22 protein-coding genes are annotated in these 19,959 nt (G+C 68.8%); 9 read left to right on the forward strand and 13 right to left on the reverse strand.

Annotated features, from left to right (window positions below):
• Nucleotides 1–3: 3 nt before the first annotated feature.
• The 4 genes from ACIQD6_RS31595 (at nt 4) to ACIQD6_RS31610 (ending at nt 6,441) form a co-directional block, all read left to right on the forward strand.
• Nucleotides 4–843, forward strand: coding sequence for a carbohydrate ABC transporter permease (locus tag ACIQD6_RS31595; protein ID WP_401889160.1), 840 nt, complete (start codon nt 4–6; stop codon nt 841–843).
• 26 nt (nt 844–869) lie between these two features.
• Nucleotides 870–2,201: a glycoside hydrolase family 27 protein gene (locus ACIQD6_RS31600; RefSeq protein ID WP_401889163.1), complete on the forward strand. Its 1,332-nt coding sequence runs from the start codon at nt 870–872 to the stop codon at nt 2,199–2,201.
• Nucleotides 2,202–2,620: 419 nt separating this feature from the next.
• The gene (locus ACIQD6_RS31605) at nt 2,621–4,990 is read left to right on the forward strand and encodes a glycosyl hydrolase family 95 catalytic domain-containing protein (RefSeq protein ID WP_401889166.1); all 2,370 of its coding nucleotides are present in this window, start codon (nt 2,621–2,623) and stop codon (nt 4,988–4,990) included.
• Between the two features lie 239 nt (nt 4,991–5,229).
• The gene (locus ACIQD6_RS31610) at nt 5,230–6,441 is read left to right on the forward strand and encodes an SGNH/GDSL hydrolase family protein (RefSeq protein WP_401889168.1); all 1,212 of its coding nucleotides are present in this window, start codon (nt 5,230–5,232) and stop codon (nt 6,439–6,441) included.
• 73 nt (nt 6,442–6,514) lie between these two features.
• Here ACIQD6_RS31610 and ACIQD6_RS31615 read toward each other — a convergent pair whose 3' ends face one another.
• The 12 genes from ACIQD6_RS31615 to ACIQD6_RS31670 all read right to left on the reverse strand — a co-directional run bounded on the left by ACIQD6_RS31615 (nt 6,515) and on the right by ACIQD6_RS31670 (nt 13,520).
• Nucleotides 6,515–7,228: a M24 family metallopeptidase gene (locus ACIQD6_RS31615; RefSeq protein ID WP_401889171.1), complete on the reverse strand. Its 714-nt coding sequence runs from the start codon at nt 7,226–7,228 to the stop codon at nt 6,515–6,517.
• Nucleotides 7,229–7,374: 146 nt separating this feature from the next.
• Entirely contained in the window at nt 7,375–7,653 is a 279-nt protein-coding gene (locus tag ACIQD6_RS31620; protein ID WP_401889274.1) for a gas vesicle protein K, read from the reverse strand.
• 20 nt (nt 7,654–7,673) lie between these two features.
• Nucleotides 7,674–7,904, reverse strand: a complete 231-nt coding sequence (locus ACIQD6_RS31625) for a gas vesicle protein (RefSeq protein WP_401889174.1) — start codon at nt 7,902–7,904, stop codon at nt 7,674–7,676.
• A 1-nt stretch (nt 7,905) separates the two neighbouring features.
• A complete protein-coding gene (locus tag ACIQD6_RS31630; RefSeq protein ID WP_401889177.1) occupies nt 7,906–8,754 on the reverse strand; it encodes a GvpL/GvpF family gas vesicle protein in 849 nt (282 codons plus the stop codon).
• On the reverse strand, nt 8,751–9,110 hold the full coding sequence (locus ACIQD6_RS31635; RefSeq protein ID WP_401889180.1) for a gas vesicle protein: 360 nt from the start codon (nt 9,108–9,110) through the stop codon (nt 8,751–8,753). The genes ACIQD6_RS31630 and ACIQD6_RS31635 overlap by 4 nt, the downstream gene beginning before the upstream one ends.
• Entirely contained in the window at nt 9,107–10,063 is a 957-nt protein-coding gene (locus ACIQD6_RS31640) for an SRPBCC family protein (RefSeq protein ID WP_401889183.1), read from the reverse strand. Before ACIQD6_RS31640 ends, ACIQD6_RS31635 begins: the two co-directional genes overlap by 4 nt.
• 6 nt (nt 10,064–10,069) lie before the next feature.
• Complete coding sequence (locus ACIQD6_RS31645) at nt 10,070–10,996, reverse strand: histone protein (protein ID WP_401889186.1); 927 nt, start codon at nt 10,994–10,996, stop codon at nt 10,070–10,072.
• On the reverse strand, nt 10,975–11,256 hold the full coding sequence (locus ACIQD6_RS31650) for a gas vesicle protein GvpG (RefSeq protein ID WP_401889189.1): 282 nt from the start codon (nt 11,254–11,256) through the stop codon (nt 10,975–10,977). The genes ACIQD6_RS31645 and ACIQD6_RS31650 overlap by 22 nt, the downstream gene beginning before the upstream one ends.
• 1 nt (nt 11,257) lies before the next feature.
• The gene (locus tag ACIQD6_RS31655) at nt 11,258–12,004 is read right to left on the reverse strand and encodes a GvpL/GvpF family gas vesicle protein (protein WP_401889192.1); all 747 of its coding nucleotides are present in this window, start codon (nt 12,002–12,004) and stop codon (nt 11,258–11,260) included.
• A gap of 3 nt (nt 12,005–12,007) precedes the next feature.
• Entirely contained in the window at nt 12,008–12,460 is a 453-nt protein-coding gene (gene gvpJ / locus ACIQD6_RS31660; protein WP_401889194.1) for a gas vesicle protein GvpJ, read from the reverse strand.
• A 37-nt stretch (nt 12,461–12,497) separates the two neighbouring features.
• Complete coding sequence (locus ACIQD6_RS31665; protein WP_401889199.1) at nt 12,498–12,818, reverse strand: gas vesicle protein; 321 nt, start codon at nt 12,816–12,818, stop codon at nt 12,498–12,500.
• Nucleotides 12,819–13,061: 243 nt separating this feature from the next.
• Complete coding sequence (locus ACIQD6_RS31670; RefSeq protein WP_401889277.1) at nt 13,062–13,520, reverse strand: Asp23/Gls24 family envelope stress response protein; 459 nt, start codon at nt 13,518–13,520, stop codon at nt 13,062–13,064.
• Nucleotides 13,521–13,784: 264 nt separating this feature from the next.
• Between ACIQD6_RS31670 and ACIQD6_RS31675 the strand changes: the two genes are divergently transcribed.
• Entirely contained in the window at nt 13,785–14,783 is a 999-nt protein-coding gene (locus ACIQD6_RS31675; protein WP_401889201.1) for an MsnO8 family LLM class oxidoreductase, read from the forward strand.
• A 112-nt stretch (nt 14,784–14,895) separates the two neighbouring features.
• Here the strand turns inward: ACIQD6_RS31675 and ACIQD6_RS31680 are convergent, their stop codons facing one another.
• On the reverse strand, nt 14,896–15,567 hold the full coding sequence (locus ACIQD6_RS31680) for a GntR family transcriptional regulator (RefSeq protein WP_401889204.1): 672 nt from the start codon (nt 15,565–15,567) through the stop codon (nt 14,896–14,898).
• Between the two features lie 182 nt (nt 15,568–15,749).
• Between ACIQD6_RS31680 and ACIQD6_RS31685 the strand changes: the two genes are divergently transcribed.
• The 4 genes from ACIQD6_RS31685 to ACIQD6_RS31700 all read left to right on the forward strand — a co-directional run bounded on the left by ACIQD6_RS31685 (nt 15,750) and on the right by ACIQD6_RS31700 (nt 19,958).
• Nucleotides 15,750–16,964: a 4-oxalomesaconate tautomerase gene (locus ACIQD6_RS31685; RefSeq protein WP_401889207.1), complete on the forward strand. Its 1,215-nt coding sequence runs from the start codon at nt 15,750–15,752 to the stop codon at nt 16,962–16,964.
• Entirely contained in the window at nt 16,961–17,986 is a 1,026-nt protein-coding gene (locus ACIQD6_RS31690; protein ID WP_401889210.1) for an amidohydrolase family protein, read from the forward strand. The genes ACIQD6_RS31685 and ACIQD6_RS31690 overlap by 4 nt, the downstream gene beginning before the upstream one ends.
• A gap of 23 nt (nt 17,987–18,009) precedes the next feature.
• Nucleotides 18,010–18,693, forward strand: a complete 684-nt coding sequence (ligK, locus tag ACIQD6_RS31695; protein ID WP_401889213.1) for a 4-carboxy-4-hydroxy-2-oxoadipate aldolase/oxaloacetate decarboxylase — start codon at nt 18,010–18,012, stop codon at nt 18,691–18,693.
• A 344-nt stretch (nt 18,694–19,037) separates the two neighbouring features.
• A complete protein-coding gene (locus ACIQD6_RS31700) occupies nt 19,038–19,958 on the forward strand; it encodes an amidohydrolase family protein (protein WP_401889215.1) in 921 nt (306 codons plus the stop codon).
• Nucleotide 19,959 lies beyond the last annotated feature (1 nt).

The raw sequence follows: 19,959 nt of genomic DNA on the forward strand, positions 1-19,959 counted from the left end.
CCCATGAACCGTTATCGAGGCGGCGTCCTCGGCTCCGCCGTCACGTACGTCGTGCTGTGCCTGCTGGCCGTGGTCTTCCTGATCCCCTTCTACGTGCTGCTGCGCAACGCCTTCATGACGACGCCGGAGGTGACCGCGCCGGACTGGCACTGGCTGCCCTCCTCCTTCAGCCTGGACAACTTCACGTCGCTGTTCGACAACCCGGAGCGGCCGTTCGGCCGGTCGCTGGTCAACTCGCTGCTGATAGCGGTTGTTTCGGCGCCGGTGTCCACGCTGCTCGCCTCGATGGCCGGGTACGCGCTGGCCCGCATACACGTGCCGGGGCGAGCGGTCGTCCTCTCGCTCATCGTCGGCACGCTGATGATCCCGCAGGCCGTCACGTTCCTGCCGACCTTCGTCGTGGTCGGCTCGATGGGCGGGGTCAACACGATGTGGGGCCTGATCGCGCCCGGCCTGTTCAACGCGTTCGCGGTCATTCTCTTCCGCAGCTTCTACCTGTCGTTCCCCGCCGAGATCGAGGAGGCGGGCCGTCTGGACGGCCTCAGCTACCTCGGCGTATACCGGCGTGTCATCCTGCCCAACTCGGTCACGATGATCGCTTCCCTGGGAGCGCTGTCCTTCATCGAGGCGTGGAACTCCTTCCTGTGGCCGCTCATGATCGGCCAGGACCCCGCCAGCTGGACCGTACAGATCGCCCTGTCCAGCTTCCTCACCTCCCAGACCGTCAATCTGCCCGAGCTGTTCGCGGGCACGGCCGTAGCGATCCTGCCGCTCGTGATCATGTTCCTGGTCGCCCAGCGCCACATCGTCCAGGGCATCGCAATGTCCGGTCTCAAGTCCTGAACTTCCTTCCTCCGGAGGTATTTCCCTTGACCAGATCGACCCGTCGCGCCGCGATGATCGCCGCCTGCACCCTGCCCCTCGCCCTGACCCTGTCCACCGGCGCCGCCGAGGCCAAGACCCCGTACGTCAAGCCCTTCATGGGCTGGAGCAGTTGGAGCGTGGAGTCGTCCTCGCGCGACGGCTACGGCACGCGCTGGCTGAACGAAGGCAACATCAAGAACGCCGCCGACTCCCTCAGCGGCAAGCTCTCCTCCGCCGGCTACAAGAACCTCAACATCGACGCCGGCTGGAACTTCGACTACGACTGGAACTTCCACACCGACGCCAACGGCATCCCCGACGCCGACAAGGACCGCTTCCCCAGCGGTATGCCGGCGCTCTCCGACTACGTCCACGGCAAGGGCCTCAAGCTCGGCCTGTACGGTGCCGCAGGCCTTGAGCAGGAGGTCTACAACAAGAACGCGCCGATCCTCGGAACGAATTGTCATGCGCAGGACATCGCGGCGAAGCCGCTGACGCCGACCAACAAGTGGGGCGGCAACTGGAAGATCGACTACAGCAACCCGTGCGCCCAGGACTACTTCGACTCCATCGTCGCCCGCTATGCCTCCTGGGGCGTCGACTTCATCAAGATCGACGGTGTGACGGTCGACAACGTCGCCGACATGAAGGCCTGGTCCACTGCCATTGACCACAGCGGCCGCAGGATGTGGCTGACCGCGAGCGCCTGGCCCGTGGACATCGCCGCGGCGGACGGCCTGAAGCCGCACGTGAACGGCGTCCGCATCGACACCGACATCGAGTGCTACTGCGCGACCACCAGTACCTGGACCAGCTCCGTCGACGACCGCTGGAACAACCTGCCCAACTGGCTCGACAAGGTCGACGCCCCCGGCTACCTGGCCGACCTCGACGCCATGCCGATCAACAACAACACAGGCAGCGGCCTCCAGGACGGCATCAACGACACCGAACGGCAGAGCGTCATGACCTTCTGGTCGATGGCCTCCTCCCCGCTCTACGTCGGCGGCGACCTCTGGTTCCTCGACGAGAAGGCCAAGGCCATCCTCACCAACCCCGAGGTCATCGCCGTCGACCAGGCCGCCGTCCTGCCCCGCCAGATCCGCTCCGGCGACACCCAGGTGTGGACCAAGCGCGTCGGCAAGGACACCTACCTCGCGGTCTACAACCTCGGCTCCAAGGCCACCGACATCACTGTCGACCTGAAGGACCTGGGCGTGCGCGGCCCGCAGCGGCTGCGCGATGCCGTCGCGCGCGAGAACCTCGGCACCTTCAAGCGCACCTGGACCGCCACGTCCGTGCCCGCCCACGGCTCCCGGCTGATCAAGCTGTCCTAGGGTCTTTCGTTTGGATCAGGCCGGATCAGGGAGCGGGGTCTGGTGCCGTGGATCGCAAGGCGGAGGAGTGAGGCGACGCGGAGCGTCGTGGAGTGACGACAACGCGGCGAGGCGCGGCACCAGGGCACGCGAGCCCGGCAAGATCCAAACGAGAGGCCCTAGGGCCTGTTGCGAAAGTCCCGCCTGGCCTGCGACGCCCGGCACGCGCGCTCGCTGTGTTGTCGGAGTCGTCCGAGTACGTCCGGTCCATCGACGGTGCCGATCCCGCGCCTTGCGAGCACACGCACCGGACGCCGCAGGCCCCGCCCTTTGGGCGGACGGCGCCATTTTCGCAACCCGCCCCGCCCCGTCCTCAAGTCGCCTCTGGCGAAGTCCCGTTCCGTGGACGGGACTTCGCCGGACCACGGAAGGATTCGCACATGAGCACCAGCCCGTCCCGCCGCACAGTCCTCGGCCTCGGCGCCACCCTCGCGCTGAGTGCCCTGCCCACCTTCACCGCCCACGCCGCACCCCACCGCCCCGCTACCTCCCCGCTCGTCCCCGCCGACGAGGCGACGGCACTGTGGTACCCCGAGCCGGCGGACGAGGACCTCCTCATCGAGCAGGGCCTGCCGCTGGGCAACGGCCGCCTCGGCACGCTCGTCGGCGGCGATCCCGCGCGCGAACTGCTCCATGTGACCGAGGCCTCGCTGTGGACCGGCGGAGCCAACACCACTCTCGACAACGACGGTCAATTCCCCTACGGCCGCGACGACTTCGGCAGCATGACGCTCCTCGCCCGCGCCACCCTGATCGTGCCAGGACACGACCGTGCCGCCGTGCGCGACTACCGCCGCACCCTCGACCTGAGCAACGGCCTGGTCACCACGGAGTACAGACGCGGCAAGGTGCACTACCGCCGGGAGATGTTCGTCAGCGCCGCCGACGACGCCGTTGTCATCAGACTCGGCCAGAACGGCGGCGGCACCCTCACCGGAAGCCTCGCCCTGTCCGGCACCCACGGCGAGACGACCACCGCGGACACCGCCCGCCACCTCGCCTCCTTCTCCGCCTCCTTCGACAACGACCTACGCTACGCGGCCGCCGTCGCCGCCACCGCGGGCCGGGGCGGCGGCACCGTGACCGTCGCCGGATCCCGGGTCATCTTCACCGACTGCGCCGAGGTCGTGATCGTGATCAGCGGCGGCACGGACTACGCCCCCGACCACACCACTGGATTCCGCGACCCGGCCGCGAACCCCCTGCGCCTCGCCGAGACCAAGGTCATCGCGGCGGCGGCGAGTTCAGGAATCGCGCTGCGCGACACCCATGTCGCCGACTACCGCTCCCGCTACGACCGCTTCTCGCTCGACCTCGGCTCCTCCACCGTGCGCCAGCGCAGGCTCGACACCTGGTCCCGGCTCACCGCGCGCGCCGCCGACGGTTCCGCTCCGGATCCCGAGCTGGAGGCGAGCTACCTGCAGTTCGCCCGCTACCTGACCATCTGCGGCTCGCGCGACGGGCTTCCCATGGGCCTGCAGGGGCTGTGGCTGGAGGGCAACACCCCGGACTGGATGGGCGACTTCCACACGGACGTCAACATCCAGATGAACTACTGGTTCCCCGACCGGGCCGGCCTCGGCGACGCCTTCCCCGCGTTCGCCGACTACTGCCTCGCTCAGCTGCCCGCCTGGAACAAGGTCACCCAGGAGCGGTTCCAGGACTCCCGCAACCGCTACCGCAACACCTCCGGCAAGGTAGCCGGCTGGACGGTAGCCTTCTCCACCAACCCGTACGGCGGCCTCGGCTGGTGGTGGCATCCGGCCGGCAACGCCTGGCTGTGCGAATCCCTCTACGAACACTACGAGTTCACTCAGGACGCGGCCTATCTCGCACGTATCCATCCACTGCTCAAGGGCGCCTGCCAGTTCTGGCAGGCGCGCCTGCTCACCACGGAGGTAGACGGCCGCGAGGTCCTGATCGACGACCACGACTGGTCGCCCGAGCACGGCCCGCAGGACGCCCGTGGCATCACGTACACGCAGGAACTCCTGTGGTCCCTCTTCGGGCACTACGAGCAGGCGTGCCGCATTCTTGCCCGCGATGGCGAACACGCCGCTGTCGTACGGGAGTTGCGTGACCGCCTCTATCTCCCGCGGGTCAGCCCGAAGACCGGCCGGCTGGAGGAGTGGATGAGCGAGGACGACCTCGGCGAGGAGACCCACCGTCATCTCTCCCCGCTCATCAACCTGTTCCCCGGCGACCGCGTCCGCCCCGACGCCGACGACCCCGACACCCTCAATGGAGCCACGGCTCTGCTCACCGCACGCGGCATGGAGAGCTACGGCTGGGCGTGTGCCTGGCGGGCGGCGTGCTGGGCACGGCTCAAGGACGGCGACAAGGCGTATCAGTTGATCCTGACGAACCTGCGGCCGTGGGCGGGCGGCGACACCGGCACGGCCATGAACTTCTTCGACATGTACCGAGTCTCCGACACCCGCGCGATCTTCCAGATCGACGCCAACCTCGGGACTCCCGCCGCCATGCTGGAGATGCTCGTCTACTCCCGACCCGGTCACATCGAACTTCTGCCGGCTCTCCCCGATGCCTGGGCCGCGTCCGGCTCGATCGAGGGCGCGGGAGTGCGCGGCGGGTTCACCGTCGACCTGGTCTGGAAGCGCGGCCAGGTCCGCCGCGCGACGCTGCACAGCGTCGGAGGCCGCGAGGTCACCGTCACCGCCGGCGGCCGCAGCACGACGGTGCGCCTGGAGCCCGGCGAGTCCGTGGCGCTGACGGAGCTCGTGGGCTGAGGGGATGGAACCACGCGCGGACGCGGGACCGCCGCAGGCAGGGTGTCCCGCGTCCGCGTTGTCTCCCGCCCCAGTCCCTGAGCCATGCGCACGCCCGCATGGGCACCAGGAGTGCACGAGCAGGGCGCGCGAGCGGAACAAGAACGACACGAACCGAGCGGAGGCAGAAGGTGTCCATGTCCCTCGATCAGCCGCACCGACCGATGAGTTGTCGCCGACCCCACAGATGCGTACGAATCATGCTCGGAGCGCTCCTCGTGCTCGCCCTGGCCGCCGTGCCGGTCCGCACCGCGAGCGCGGCCCCACCGGCGTCGCACGGGCCGGGCACCCGGGTGAGCGCCTGGGCTCCCAGCATGACGGCCGGCGGACCGTCCTTCGCCGACCGGACCATCCGGATGGTCGTGCACAGCAGCGTCGCGGGTTCGGACATCCGGATCACCCTCTCGAACCGATACAGCCCCGAGCCGCTCGACGTCGCAACCGTCCACGTGGCCCTCCAGGCGAGCGGCGGCGAGGCGAAGCCCGGCACGGCCCGCACCGTCACCTTCGGCGGGTCCGGCGATGTCACGATTCCGGCCGGGGACGAGGCCGTCAGCGACACCGTCCCGATCGCGGTCGAAGCCGAACAGAACCTGCTCGTCAGCCTCTACCTGCCAGGCGTCACCGGCATGTCGACCTGGCATTCGGACGCCTTCGACACGACCTATACGGCCCCGGGCGACCACACGGGGGACGACAGCGCGGCCGGGTTCGCCACCACCACGACGTCCTGGTACTACCTGGCGGGTCTCGACGTCCTGTCCCCGAAGGCGAAGGGCACCGTCGTCGCTTTCGGTGACTCCATCACCGATGGCTACCACTCCTCGACCGGCACCTACACCCGGTGGCCGGACTTCCTCGGCCGTCGACTCGCGGCCGAGCCGCACCCGCGGCGTCTCGGCGTCGTCAACGCGGGAATCGGCGGAAACCGCGTGCTCACCGATGTCCCCCACCTGTGGCAGGGCGTCAGCGCCCTGAAACGCTTCCGCCACGATGCCCTCGGCCGGCCGGGTGTCACGAACGTGATCCTCTTCGAGGGCATCAACGACATCGGCAACAACGCCGGGCCCGACGGGGCATCACTGACCGCCCAGGATCTGATCGACGGCTATCGCGCCCTGATCGCTCAGGCGCACGCCGCCGGCGTCCGCGTCATCGGTGCGACTCTGATGCCCGACAAGGGCAACGGCTACTACACGCCCGCCGCCGAGGCGATCCGGCAGCGTGTCAACGACTGGATCCGCACCAGTGGCGCCTACGACGGCGTCATCGACTTCGACCGCGCCATGAGCGACCCCGCGGACCCTTCGGCCCTCAACCCCGCCTACGATTCGGGCGACCACATCCACCCGAACGACGCGGGTATGAAGGCCATGTCCGAGGCCGTCGACCTCCGCCTGCTGCGGCACTGAAGCGTGGCGGGCCGGTCACGCCAAGGGCGCCTGGAGCGAGGTGATGTCCAGCTCGATCATGGTTCAAGCCGGTTCACACGCGGGCGTGTTCAGCGGGCCGGCCGAGGTCGAGGAGTTCCTCGTAGAATCCTCCGAAGCCGCGCCGCCGGTCCACCAGGTGGACTTCCAGGATCCAGTGGCAGTCGCGTCCGGCCCGGTCCGTACGTCGCATCGGCCGGTCGCTGCCGGGGGCGATGTAGGACTCGATCTCGTCGCCGTTGATCTTCTCGTGCGGGAACTCTCCCACCAGGTGCCCGGCATGCGGACCGCCGAACTCCCAGCCGGCCTCGCCGGTCAGCCGGACGACCTCCGCGAAGAGTTGCTCCCCTGTGATGTCGGGGTGGGACTCGAAGTAGTCCCGTCCCGCCGCGAAGACCGACGGCAGATCGTCGCGCAGCCGGTGCTTGGCGGGGTCGTCGCCCAGGACGAACGTACGGCCGAAGTCGGCCTCCCACTCCTCGAAGAGCGGGCCGAAGTCGCAGAAGACGATGTCGTCGTCGCCGATGATCCGGTCCGGCGGATTGCGCCGGTACGGCTCCAGTGTGTTCGGCCCGGACCGGACGATCCGCTTGTGCCAGAAGCGCTTCACACCGAACATCTCGTTCGCCAGATCACGGATGCTGTCGCTCACCACCCGTTCACCCAGGCCCGCCGCGATCAGTCCGCGGTCCCGCATCTCGGAGAACAGCTCTTCGGCCTTGGCCTGGGCATCCAGCAACCGTGCCGCGCGTGTCGGTTCGTCGTTCATGTGATCGACGCTAAGAGACACCCTCTCTCCGAGCAAGCCGGGCAAGATGCGTGATCACGCCTCTCAGCGGCACGCGGAAACCACCGACGGGGCCCGTAGAAGCCGGCGTCGGCACCATCGGGATGGTCGTCCCGGGCTCCGCCGCGTCAGTCGCGGGGCAGCAGAGTTCCCAGCGGTCCGAGATCCAGGTTGAGGTCTTCCATGCTGAGCCCGTGTTGTTCACAGAGTTCATTCATGCGTTCGTCGAGCAGCATGAGTGTGGTGCCGATCCGGTCGACCTGCTCGTCGGTGAGGTCGCCCTGTTCCACCCTGCGGATCGCCTGCCGTTCCATGAGCTGACGCAGGAGTTCCACGACGGTGAGGACCAGGGCGACCAGGTCCCGTCCCATCTGATCGCGGTCGACGTCGATCCGCGTGGTGGTCACAGGCTCGATGCGCGTACTGGTCACAGGGGTCCTCCGTCCGCCCAGGGGGCGGGAACTCGTTCGGTCACCGAGGAGAGCAGGGCGTGCAGCGACAGCCTGACCAGGGGGACCTCGGCGATCGCGATGACCAGGTCACCGCTCACCACCACGCCGGTCGCCAGTACGCGGTCCAGGAGATCCACGAGGGGAACCCCGATGGGACCGGTCAGCGGCTCCGGGGTGGCCCACGGAGCGGGCTCGTGCGTCGTCATCTCACACCTCGCCGACGAAGGAGTAGGGCACCCACGGTCCGGACATCTCGATATCCGCACCGGTCGAGCGGCGAAGTTCCCGGACCCTGCGGGCGACGTCGCCGGTCCGGTTCTCGTCCACCAGATAGGCCGCGTTGAGTACTTGCGTTCTGCCCGGCCCCAGCAGCTCCTGCGTGTGTGTACGCAGACGCCGGGACGCGGCGGCCACGGTTCGCAGTGCCGAGTCCACGGTCTCGGCGGTGCGCAGTGCTTCGTCGTGGCGCTGTTCGCGCCGCTTCTGGATGCCCCGCTTACGGTCCAGATAGGCGCGGCCGTCGCCGGAGGAGGGCCGGCCGCGACCGGCTGTCGCGGGCGCGAGCGAGGCGGCGGGCGGTGAAGTGACGGGCGGTGTCGTGGAGTTCGGTGGTGTCGTGGGCTGCGGTGTGGTGGGCGCGTACACCTTCACCCCCCACTCGACGCGTCCTTCGATACGGCGCAGGGCGCTGTGGAAACGGTCGGCGTCCCGCCGAAGGGCCCCTCCGGCTCGCTCGTCGCTCCGGTAGAGCGTGGCCAGCGGAACGGGGATCGTGGGCCCGCGGGCGGCGGCGGCAGCGACCACCTCGTGGTGGGCGCGGGCGCAGCGCTCCAATTCCCGTCGGTCCGAGAGGCGTTCGCGCCAGGCGTCCTCGCTGAAGTGCGCCGCGTCCACATGCTGTACGACGGCCGTGAGCGCGCCGAAGGGCAGTGGCCGCACCGGGGAGTGTTCCCCGAGTCCGGGAAGAGGCGCGAGAGTTCCGTGGTCGATGTGTCGGCAGACCGCGAACACGTAGGTCGCGGAGTGTTCCTGGAGGGCGGGACCCGGGCTGCTCATGTCCCTCGTCTCTCCTTGGTGGCGGGCTGGGGCGAGGCCTGGTCGAGACTGGATTCGAGGGCTTCCAGGCGTGCGCGGAGCTCATCGTTCTCGTCCTGGAGCGCGCTGCGGGCGGCACGTGAGCTGAGCGCCGGATCGGTCTCCCACCAGTCGATGCCGGCCTTCTTGGCGGTGTCCACCGACGCGACGAACAGGCGCAGCCGGATGGTCAGCAGCTCGATGTCGAGCAGGTCGATCTTGATGTCGCCGGCGATGACGATGCCTTTGTCGAGGACGCGTTCGAGAATGTCGGCGAGGTTGGTGGTGCTCGAACTGTGGACGGGTGCGTCACCGTATCTGAAGTCGACGTCGGTCACCGGGTTTCTTCCTCTTCGTCTTCCTCTTCTTCCTCGTCCTCATCCAACTCGTCGTCCTCGTCCTCCCACTCCCCGTCCTCCTCGTCCTCGTCAGTGGCTTCGGTGTCCTCCTCATCGGCCTGTGCCGCCTCTTCTTCCTCCATCACCTCTTCGTGGGTGCGGACGACCTCGCCCTCGCGGATCTCGCCGCGCCACGCGTCTTCGGGCTCTTCATCCGTGAGCGTGACGTAACGCTGGAAGTGCTTGAAGTCCAGCCGCAGACGCCGTCCTTGTGCGCGCCACAGGTTTCCGGTCTTCTCGAAGAAGCCGGACGGGTAGTACTCGACGACGAGGACGATCCGGGTCAGGGCCGGGGCCAGCTCGTGGAAGCTGACCACCCCCCGGGTCGTGGCCTTGGCGCCTTCCGACGTCCATACGATGCGCTCGTCCGGTACCTGTTCCTGGACCGTCGCCTTGAAGGAACGGGTCGAGGGGCCGACCTTGACCTTCCAGTCGCTCTCCACCTCGTCGCTCTGCGACACGTCACGTACGCCTTTGGTGAAGCTGCTGAACTTGTCGTACAGCGTCCAGTGGTCATAGGCCGTACGGAGCGGCACTCCCACATCGAGCACTTCGATGATGCTGGTCACCTTGGTGTCGCCGGGCTTGCGTCCCCCGCCGCCACCGAGAGCCTCTTTGGCCTTGCCCACGACGCTGTCCTTCACTCCCTTCGCCTTCTCCGAGACGAATGCCTTCACCGGTGATTCGCCCTGGAGGAGGCGGGAACCGATCCCAGGCAGCTCTCCACCGTTCTCGGCGATACCGGTGAGCTGACCGGTGACATCGGTCAGCTTGCCGGCGGCCTTCTCCGCCAGGCGTTCCACCTGTGCGCCGAGGTAGCCCGTGAGCTCTTCGCGCACTCGTCCGAGACCTGATTCGCCGGTGTCAGAGCTGTCCCCTGTTGTCCTGGTCATGTCCGATTACCTCCGGCGATCGGCGCGTGTGGGGGGCTTCTTGGCCGCTTTCCTCGACGGCGAAGCCGTTTTCTTCGAGGCCGTCTTCCTGGCAGGAGCCGACTTCTTGGCAGCTGTCCTCTTGGTGGACGTCCTCTTGGCGGGAGCCGCCTTCTTCGACGCTGTCTTCTTGGCGGGGGCCGTCTTCTTGGCAGCCGTTTTCTTGGCGGGAGCCGCCTTCTTCGCGGGAGCCGCCTTCTTCGAGGCCGTCTTCCCGGCAGCCGACTTCTTGGCGGGCGCCGCTGACTTCTTCGCGGATTCGGCCCGCTTGGAAGTGGCCGCCTTCCTCGCCCTGTCCCGGCCGGCGGAGGAAGCCTTCTTGGCCGCCGCCTCACCTGGCTTCCGCCGCCCGGAGGAGGCCGGCCTGCCGGATTCGCGGGTGCCTCTCCGGCGATGCCTGGGCGGTTCCGGTTCCGGTTCCTCTTCCTCCTCCGGCTCCTCCTCGTACTCCTCCTCCGGTTCCTCCTCGTACTCGTCCTCGTACTCCTCCTCAGGCTCTTCCTCGTACTCGCCCTCGTACTCTTCCTCCTCCTCGCCCTCCTCGGGCTCTTCCTCGTAGTCCTCCTCCGGCTCTTCGTCCTTGGCACCGAGGCCGAGCGTGCGATCGCTGATCGCGTCCGCGAGAGAGCCCAGGTTCCGGTTGGCGACGGCCGTCAGAGCGCTACGAGCCGCTTCGAGGCCCTCGGTACGCAACTGCTCCTGGAGCTCGGCGACTTGAGGGACCTGGCCGAGGCGTCGTACTCCCTCAGCGACCAGCTGCCGCGGTTCGAGGCCGAAGCGCCTGCCTGCCAAGAAGGTCACGGCGGTCAGAGCGAGCCGCCCCTTCTTGGTACGTCCCAGTACGTAACCGGCCGCGACCGCGGCGGCCAGCGTTACCTTGGTTTCGTCTTCCATGAGTGCGCCACCTTCGATCGATCGCCTGGTCCGGCTCCCGTTTCGTCCAGTCGGTCCAGCAGCCGTTCCTCTTCTTCCTCGAACTCTTCGAGGCTGAGATTTCCTTCTTCGAACTCATGGTTGAGCGCCGCCAGTTGGGCACGGATCAGGGCCGGGTCATGGATCTGACGGTCGGCGGCGTCCATGAGCTGCTCGGCGATCCACGACACTCCGTGAACCGGTGCCAACGGGAAGAGGAGGAGTCCGCTGATCAGACCCATGTCACACTCCCGCGCCGGCGAGTGGGCCGTCGGCCCCGACGAAGCTGTAGCAGGGCAGCGGTCCCGCGAGACGCAGTTCCACCCGGTCCTGGCGGGCCTCGGCGAAATCCCGCGCCGCGACCCTGAACCGGCCCTCGGCCGCTCTGCCGACAAGGAAGGACGTGTTGAGCACACACCCCGGAACCTCAGGACCCGTGGCGACCGCGTCGGCCAGAGGTGTCAGCTCCCGTACGGCGGACCGCCCCGCCTCCGCCGCCCTGCGTGCGAGCGCCGTGACCACCGCTTCACCCAGGCGGAGGTTCGCCTCGTAACCGGGACGTCGGCGTGCCGCTTCATGCAGCCTTCGGATGTTCTGGTCCTCCCGCACGAGATGTGCAAGCGCGTGGGACGGAGCGAATGCCTTGACGTTCACCTCGATGCGCCCGTCGAGGCGTTCCAGAGCGGTGAGATGAGAGTGCTCGGCGGCGGTCAACTGGGCACGCACCGCCGCCTCGTCCGGTGCGACCGTGCCGAACCGCATCGGCAGCGTCGGTCCGTTACCGGTCAGCCGCAGCAGCAGGTCCTGGTGGGCGAGCAGGTCACGGCGTCGGGCACGCAGCTTCGGCGGAGCGTCACTGACCACCGCCCCGAGCCGCCCCTCGACGAGGAAACGAAGAGGCAGCGGCGGGCTCCCCACACCGGCGAGGCCCTTCGGGACGCGTTGCTCCGCCCGGACGATCGCGTACACGTACAGTCCGTTGTCCGTCACCGGTCAGTCCTCCGCGGTGCGGCGGCGCGCGCCGGAACGGACGGGTGCACGACGTCGGGGCCTGCTCTCCTCGTACTCCTCGGAGTCCTCGTCGGAGTCCTCGCCGCCGCCGACCGCGTGGCGCACCTTGTCGCCCACCGACTCGGCCGCCTTCTTCACCTTGCGCTTGCCGACGGCCTTGGCGGCCCCGCCGCCGAACAGTTCGGGCACCGTCGTACTGCGCGAATCATGCTCCAGATCCAGCCGGTTGCACGCCTCGGCGAACCGGAGATACGTGTCCACGCTCGCCACGACGATCCGGGCGTCGATCTTGATGATCTCGATGCCGACCAGGGAGATCCTGATGAACACGTCGATCACCATGCCCCGGTCCAGGATCAGTTCGAGCACGTCGTACAACGTGCCGGCGCGCGGTACGCACGCGACGACCTCGTCGGAGTAGGTGGTCGTTCTCATGGGCGTGTCCTCTCATCGGCTGGCCGGCACGCCGCGCTCACTCGTCGGCGGCGCCTCTTCGGTAGCGGCGGACCCTGCGGTACTCCAGGAGTTCACCGTCCCGATCGATGTGCACCTCGTACGAGGCGAGCAGGCTCGTGGTGTCCGGAATCCGGGCGACCTCCAGCACGTCCACGACGACACACCAGCCGTCCTCGGTGCGCCGTAGACCCGACACACCTTCCGTGCAGTGGTTGATCAGGCTCTCCAGCCGCTCGCGCGCGGCACGTGCGGCGCCTTCCGGCCCACGCGCGGGCGAGGCACGGCGTCGAGTCGCTGTTGACGTGGAACCGGACCGCGTCCGACGTTGTTCTGCCATACGGCAAGTCTCATCGCTGGTTCGCACACCGCATCTCCAGCGAATGCGTCGCAGGGGCCCGTGCGTTGGGCGACGACGTCACTCCGTGAACTCCCCTACGTCTCCGCACTGCCGGAATTACCTGTGCGCACGGCCGAGATCGGACCGGGTACGTGCGGGCCGCCGCACCGCCACGCCCGACCCGGGAGGTTGCGCCGACAGAGGGATGGGACACCGCTGCCCGGGCTCATCCGGGCGACACGATCACCGTCGCTTGATCGCCACACCGGTAACGGAGACGTTGACCTCGACGATGTCCGTGTCCGCGACGCGACGTACGGCGCGCGCCACACTCTCCCGGACCTGGGACGCGGCCTCCGCGATCGTGGTGCCGTACTCGACGACGACGGTCAGGTCCACGACGGTGCGTCTTCCACCGCCTCGCTTCATGTGGATGGGATGGGCATGCCCTTCCCATGCCTTGACGCGGGCCCTCTCTCCGGTGCGCCGCAGGGAGACGGAGTCGAGGTGGTGGATCGCGGGCACCTTTCCGACCGCCGCCGCCACGATGTTCCCTAGCAGATCGTCCGTGAGGGGCGCACTCTGCTTGTTCGGCGCGGTCGGCGTGGAACGGGCGGCGTGCGCGTGCAGCGTCGCCTCCGCCAGCGCCCGGTCCTTTCCGGCCAGAGGCTTGTACATGCCCGTGTGCGCGTCCTCTAGCACGGTCAACGCACCTCCTGGTGAGCGAGACGGCTCAGGCTCGTCGGCCGGCCCGAATCCTCCCGACCAGTTCTCGTTCCACCTTGCCCCGCTCCTCCTCATGACGCCATCCGGGTGAGCACCCGGGGCTGATCACGCGAGGGAGCCCTCTGCGGTCCCGGCGTACGTTCGTGGGACTCCGGACGGGTGTTCGTGGGACTTCCGGACGGGTGCCACCCCTTCGGACGCGGCGGCATGAGCCGGCTCGGGGCTCCTTATGCTGGCCGGATGATCGATCTGCCGCTCTCCGCGCTGGAAGTCGCCATGGTTCAGGCCGGTTCCCGGGCCCTGGAGACGCTACGTGACACCGCCGAGTTCGCCCGGCGCCTCGACGCCCTGGGCTACCGGCGGCTCTGGTACGCCGAGCACCACCACTCCCCCGCCATCGGTGCGTTCCCACCCGTCGTCCTGACCGCCCACGCCGCCGCGTCGACGTCGGCTGTCCGCCTCGGCTCCGGAGGCGTACTCGCCCCCAACCACTCCCCGCTCATGCTGGCGGAGCAGTTCGGCACACTCGCCGCTCTGCACCCCGACCGGATCGACCTGGGCATCGGGCGCGGTCCGGGCACCTTCGACGAGGCGACCGCACGGTCCCTGCGGCGCGGGCCGGAGCCGATGACGGACGACGAGTACCGGGCGAGCGTCGTCTCGACGCTGCGGCTCCTGGTGGACGAGGTCGCGCTCGGCCCCCTTCCGGAGCCGTGGCTGCTGTCCTCCAGCACGGCCGGCGCCGCGCTCGCCGCGGAACTCGGCCTGCCTATAGCCTTCGCCCACCACATCCGTCCCGACAACACCCTCGCCGCACTCGACCACTACCGGGCGCGCTTCTCCCCCTCGCTCTGGTGTGAGCGCCCCCGTGTACTGATCTGCGTGGAAACCGTGTGCGCCGGGACGCGGGAGGAAGCCGCGCGGCTGGCCGGTCCGATGAATGTCGTCAAGGCCGGGCTCCTCAAGGGACGGAGCGACATCCCGTTCCCCACGCCCGAGGAGGCGTCCGCGCACCCGTTCACCGAGTCGGAGCGGCAAGCACTGGCGGGTTTCGGTGCCCATCAGGCGTACGGAACGCCCGAGACCGTCGAGCGACGCCTCACCGAACTGGCGACCGCGACCGGCGCGGACGAACTGATGCTGGTGACGCCCGTCTACGCCTTGGCCGACCGCGTACGGTCGTACGAACTCGTCAAGCAGCGTGCCACCCGGTCGGCCGACGCCCGCGCCACACCCTGACGCGCACGACGCACCCCCTGACACACGACGCCTGACCAACCGGAGAGACCAACCCCGGAGAGACCAACCGGAGACCGTCCGGAGAGACCGGATCAGGTCCCGGAGAAACGGCTCAGGTCCCGAAGGGACCGGGGTCGGGCGTCGCCCTCAGCTGCTCGATGACGCTGTCGAGATGGGCTCGGGCGGCCGCCTCCGCCGCCTGCGGGTCCCCGGCCACGATGGCGTCGATGATCGACAGGTGCTGCGGCAACGACTGCGTCGGGCGGCCGGGGCGCAGCGCGAGGCGGAACTGGTAACGGACCATCTGGCCGTTCAGCCGTTCGAGCAGCGATCCCGCCACGTGCTGGCCGCTCATCTCGGCGACGAGGTCGTGAAGTCGGCGGTTCAGGGCGGAATACGTCTCCAGCTCGCCGTTGGCCACGGCCTCGCGCATCGCCGCGCCGATCTCCCGCAGGGTCGCGTGGTGCTCGGCAGTCGCCAGTCCGGCGGCGCGCCGTGCGCACAGCCCCTCCAGCGCGGCTCGGCACTCGGTGATCTGAACGGCGTCCTCGACCGAGATCACGCGCACCCGCGCACCGCGACGTGGGATCAGCTCGACGAGCCCCTCCGCCGCGAGTTCCTGCAGGGCTTCGCGGACGGAGCTGCGGGTGACCTGGAAAGTCTCCGACAGTTCCTGTTCGACCAGTCGCTGACCTGGCACCATGTCCCCTGCCGCGAGAGCCTGACGGACCCCCTGGAATACCGCGCTGCGCCCCGCTTGCCCGGTGGCCCGGTTCTGCGCCACTCCTACCGCCTTGATCAGCTCGACGACATTCGATCGTGACGCAGTCTAACCGCGCCGATCACTCTGCCGACGGCACTGACGATGATCATGCTGATGATGCTGAAAACTTCTTTGTCAAAAATATTGTCAGCAATTTTATCGACGGTTAGCTTGTCTGCAACACAACACCCGAACGGGAGGCGATGATGCAACCCACGAGGCTCAGGGCCGGTGGTCCGGATCCGCGACCGCGCGGCGGCCAGAAGCGGGTGCCCTGCTGGTTCCTGCGCGGCGGTACGTCACGGGGGCCCTTCTTCCGGGCCGCGGACCTGCCCTCCGAGCGAGCCGCGCGCGACGCCGTGCTGCTGGCCGTCATGGGGTCGCCCGACCCGCGCCAGATCGACGGGCTGGGCGGCGCGAATCCCCTCACCAGCAAGGTCGGGATCGTCGGGCCGAGCAGCCGGGCCGACGCGGACCTCGATTTCCGGTTCGCCCAGCTCCGACCCGACAGCGACCTCGTGGACACCACCGCCAACTGCGGCAACATGCTGGCGGCCGTCGTACCCTTCGCCGTCGAATCCGGGCTGCTGGTACCGGACGGGGACACGACCACGGCCCGGGTGCTGACCCTCAACACCGGTCTGGTCGCCGAGATCACCGTGCGCACCCCGGAGGGCGCGTCCGGCCGTTATGTGGAGTACGGCGGTGACACACGCATCGACGGTGTCCCGGGTACGGCGGCCCCGGTCGAGATCGACTTCCTGGACACCGCGGGCTCCGTCTGCGCGAGTCTGCTGCCGACAGGTGACGTCCGGGACCGCGTCGACGTCCAGGGCGTCGGAACTCTTGAGGTCACCTGCATCGACAACGGCATGCCGCTGGTCCTCGTCAATGCCTCGGACCTCGGCCGCACCGGCCGGGAGTCCGTCTCCGCGCTCAACTCCGACCAGGAGCTCAAGGACCGCCTCGAAGCCCTCCGCCTCGTCTGCGGCGAGCTCATGGGCCTGGGCGACGTGACGGAGAAGAACTATCCGAAGATGACGCTCATGTCCCCGCCCGAACGCGGCGGCACCATCGGCACCCGCAGTTTCATCCCGCACGTCTGCCACGAGTCGATCGGGGTGCTGGCCGCCGTCACCGTTGCCACCGCCTGTGTTCTGAAGGGCACGGTCGCCCACGCACTGACCGCCGGTGCGGATGGTGCGGACGGCACTGACGACGCGGACGGTCCGGACGACACGGACATCAGCGTCTCCGTGGAACACCCGGCCGGCGAGTTCACCGTCGAACTCGGCCTGGACCCGGCCGACCGGCAGAGCGTCACGCGCTCGGCACTGCTGCGGACGGCCCGGCTGATCATGGCCGGTGAGGTCCTGATCCCGGGCCATGTCCGGCACTTCGAGGAAGGACCGCAATGATCATCGACTGTCACGGCCACTACACCACCGCGCCGACGGCGCTCGGCGCGTGGCGCGAACGGCAGATAGCCGGGCTCACCACCCCGGAGTCCGCCCCGGTCCGCGCCGACCTGCGGATCAGCGACGACGAGCTGCGCCAGAGCATCGAGACGAACCAGCTGCGGCTGATGACCGAACGCGGCATCGACATGACGGTCTTCTCCCCGCGTGCGTCCTTCATGGCGCACCACGTCGGCGACTTCCGGACCTCCGCGGAGTGGGCCGCCATCTGCAACGAGCTCTGCTTCCGGGTCAGTCGGCTCTACCCGGAGCGGTTCGCCCCCGCCGCCATGCTCCCGCAGTCGCCGGGTGTCGACCCGGCCACCTGTATCCCGGAGCTCACCCGCTGCGTCGAGGAGTACGGAGCCGTCGCGGTCAACCTCAACCCCGACCCGTCGGGCGGTTACTGGACCGCGCCGCCGTTGACCGACCGCTTCTGGTACCCGCTCTACGAGAAGCTGGTCGAGTACGACATCCCGGCGATGGTCCACGTCAGCACCAGCGTCAACCCCGCCTTCCACACCACCGGCGCGCACTACCTGAACGCCGACACCACGGCGTTCATGCAGCTCGTACAGGGCGACCTGTTCGCGGACTTCCCCACCCTGCGCCTGATCATCCCGCACGGCGGCGGCGCCGTCCCGTACCACTGGGGCCGGTTCCGCGGCCTGGCGATGGCGCTGGGAAAGCCTCCCCTGGAGGAACACGTACTGGGCAATGTCTTCTTCGACACCTGCGTGTACCACCAGCCGGGAATCGACCTTCTCCTCGACGTCGTGCCTCACCGGAACATCATCTTCGCCTCGGAGATGATCGGCGCCGTCCGCGACATCGATCCGCGGACCGGCCACCACTTCGACGACACCCGCCGCTACACCGAGGCCGCCGGGCTCTCCTCGACGGAACTCGCCGGCATCCACGAGCGCAACGCCCGCACCGTCTACCCACGCCTGGACACCCTGCTGACCGAGCAGGGACGCTGACCCGCGGAAGGAACAGCACGACCATGTACGAACTCGGAGTCGTCCACCGCACCGTCGACCGCCCGGCCCGCCCGGACGTCGAGGCGCTCGCACCGTTCGGTGTCAGCACCATCCATGAGGCGCTGGGCCGTACCGGCCTCATGCGTCCCTACATCCGGCCCGTCTACCCGGGCGCCAGGTTCTGCGGCACCGCGGTCACCGTGCTCCTCCAGCCGGGCGACAACTGGATGCTGCACGTGGCGGCGGAGCAACTGAGGCCGGGAGACGTTCTCGTCGCCGCCTGCACCACCGAATGCGAGGACGGATTCTTCGGTGACCTGCTGGCCACCTCGATCCGCGCGCAGGGCGCCGTCGGTCTGGTCATCGACGGTGGCTGCCGTGACGCCGACGCCCTCCGGGAGATGGACTTCCCCGTGTTCAGCCGCGCGGTCAACTCCAAAGGCACCGTCAAGGCCACCCTCGGATCGGTCAACATCCCCGTCGTGTGCGCCAATGCCGTGGTGCGTCCCGGCGATGTGGTCGCCGGGGACGCCGACGGTGTGGTCGTCGTGCCGGCGGAACGGCTGGCGGCGGTCACCGAGGCGGCAGAGCGGAGGGAGGCCAACGAGGCCGACAAAAGGCGGCGGTTCGCCGCGGGGGAACTCGGCCTCGACATGTACGGAATGCGCGAACCGCTCGAAGCCGCCGGGCTGCGATACCTCGACTGAACAAACACACGTACCCGGCTGCACAACACACGCACCCACGCGAACACACGTACCCGACCAACAGGTTACGCACGGTACCGGCCGCGGACGACCCCGTCCCTGCCGCCTACCGTCCCGGCCCGGCCACCGCGGCCCGGCCCGCGCGTACGACGCCGAAGACCGACGGGACCCCCGGTCACGGCACACCTCGTCCGCCGCCCCCTCGAAGCCCCCTCCGAGCCCGATCGAGTGCCCCACCGATAGAGCCGCTCTCCCCGACGCTCCCGGTCCGGCACACACCGGACGGCAGCCGCCCGAACGTCTTCGGTCCCCCCGGACCGCGGACGCCCCCAGAGGAGATTCACATGAGCGCACCCTCACCCAAGAGCCCGGACTGGCTGGACTGGTGTCCGGACCCGTCCAGGCCCACCTTCGAGCTGCCGCCGGGCACCGTCGACTCCCACTGTCATGTCTTCGGCCCGCAGGCCGAGTTCCCCTTCGCTCCCGAGCGGAAGTACACCCCCTGTGACGGTGGCAAGGAGCAGCTCTTCGCACTCCGCGACCACCTCGGCATCAGCCGCAACGTCATCGTCCAGGCCACCTGCCACGGTGCGGACAACAGCGCCATGGTCGATGCCCTGCACTCCGCGGACGGCAGGGCCCGGGGTGTGGCGACCGTACGTCCGGACGTGTCGGACGCCGAACTGCGCGCACTCGACGCCGCGGGGGTGCGCGGTGTGCGTTTCAACTTCCTGCGCCGCCTGGTCAACACGGCCTCCGAGGAGGATCTGACCGCCGTCGCCAACAAGGTCGCGTCCCTCGGCTGGCATGTCGTCCTCTACTTCGAGAGCGAGGATCTGCCTGAGCTGGAAGGGTTCTTCGGCTCACTGCCCACGCCACTCGTGGTGGACCACATGGGACGTCCGGACGTGACACAACCGGTGGGGGGACCGCAGTTCACCCGCTTCCTGCGCTTCGTCGAGCGCAACGACGTGTGGGTGAAGGCCACATGTCCCGAACGCCTCAGCGTCACCGGGCCCCCCGCGCTCGAAGGGCAGCGGCACGCCTACGCCGACGTGGTGCCCTACGCCCGGCGCGTCGTGGAGGAATTCCCCGACCGTGTGCTGTGGGGCACCGACTGGCCGCACCCCAACCTCACCGGCCACATGCCCGACGACGGCCTGCTGGTCGACCACGTACCGCACGTGGCGGTCACCGCGGAACAACAGCGCAAGCTGCTCGTCGACAACCCGATGAGCCTCTACTGGCCCGGCGAAGGCGTCTGAG

The organism is Streptomyces sp. NPDC088400, from assembly GCF_044753355.1.
Classification (GTDB): Bacteria; Actinomycetota; Actinomycetes; order Streptomycetales; family Streptomycetaceae; genus Streptomyces.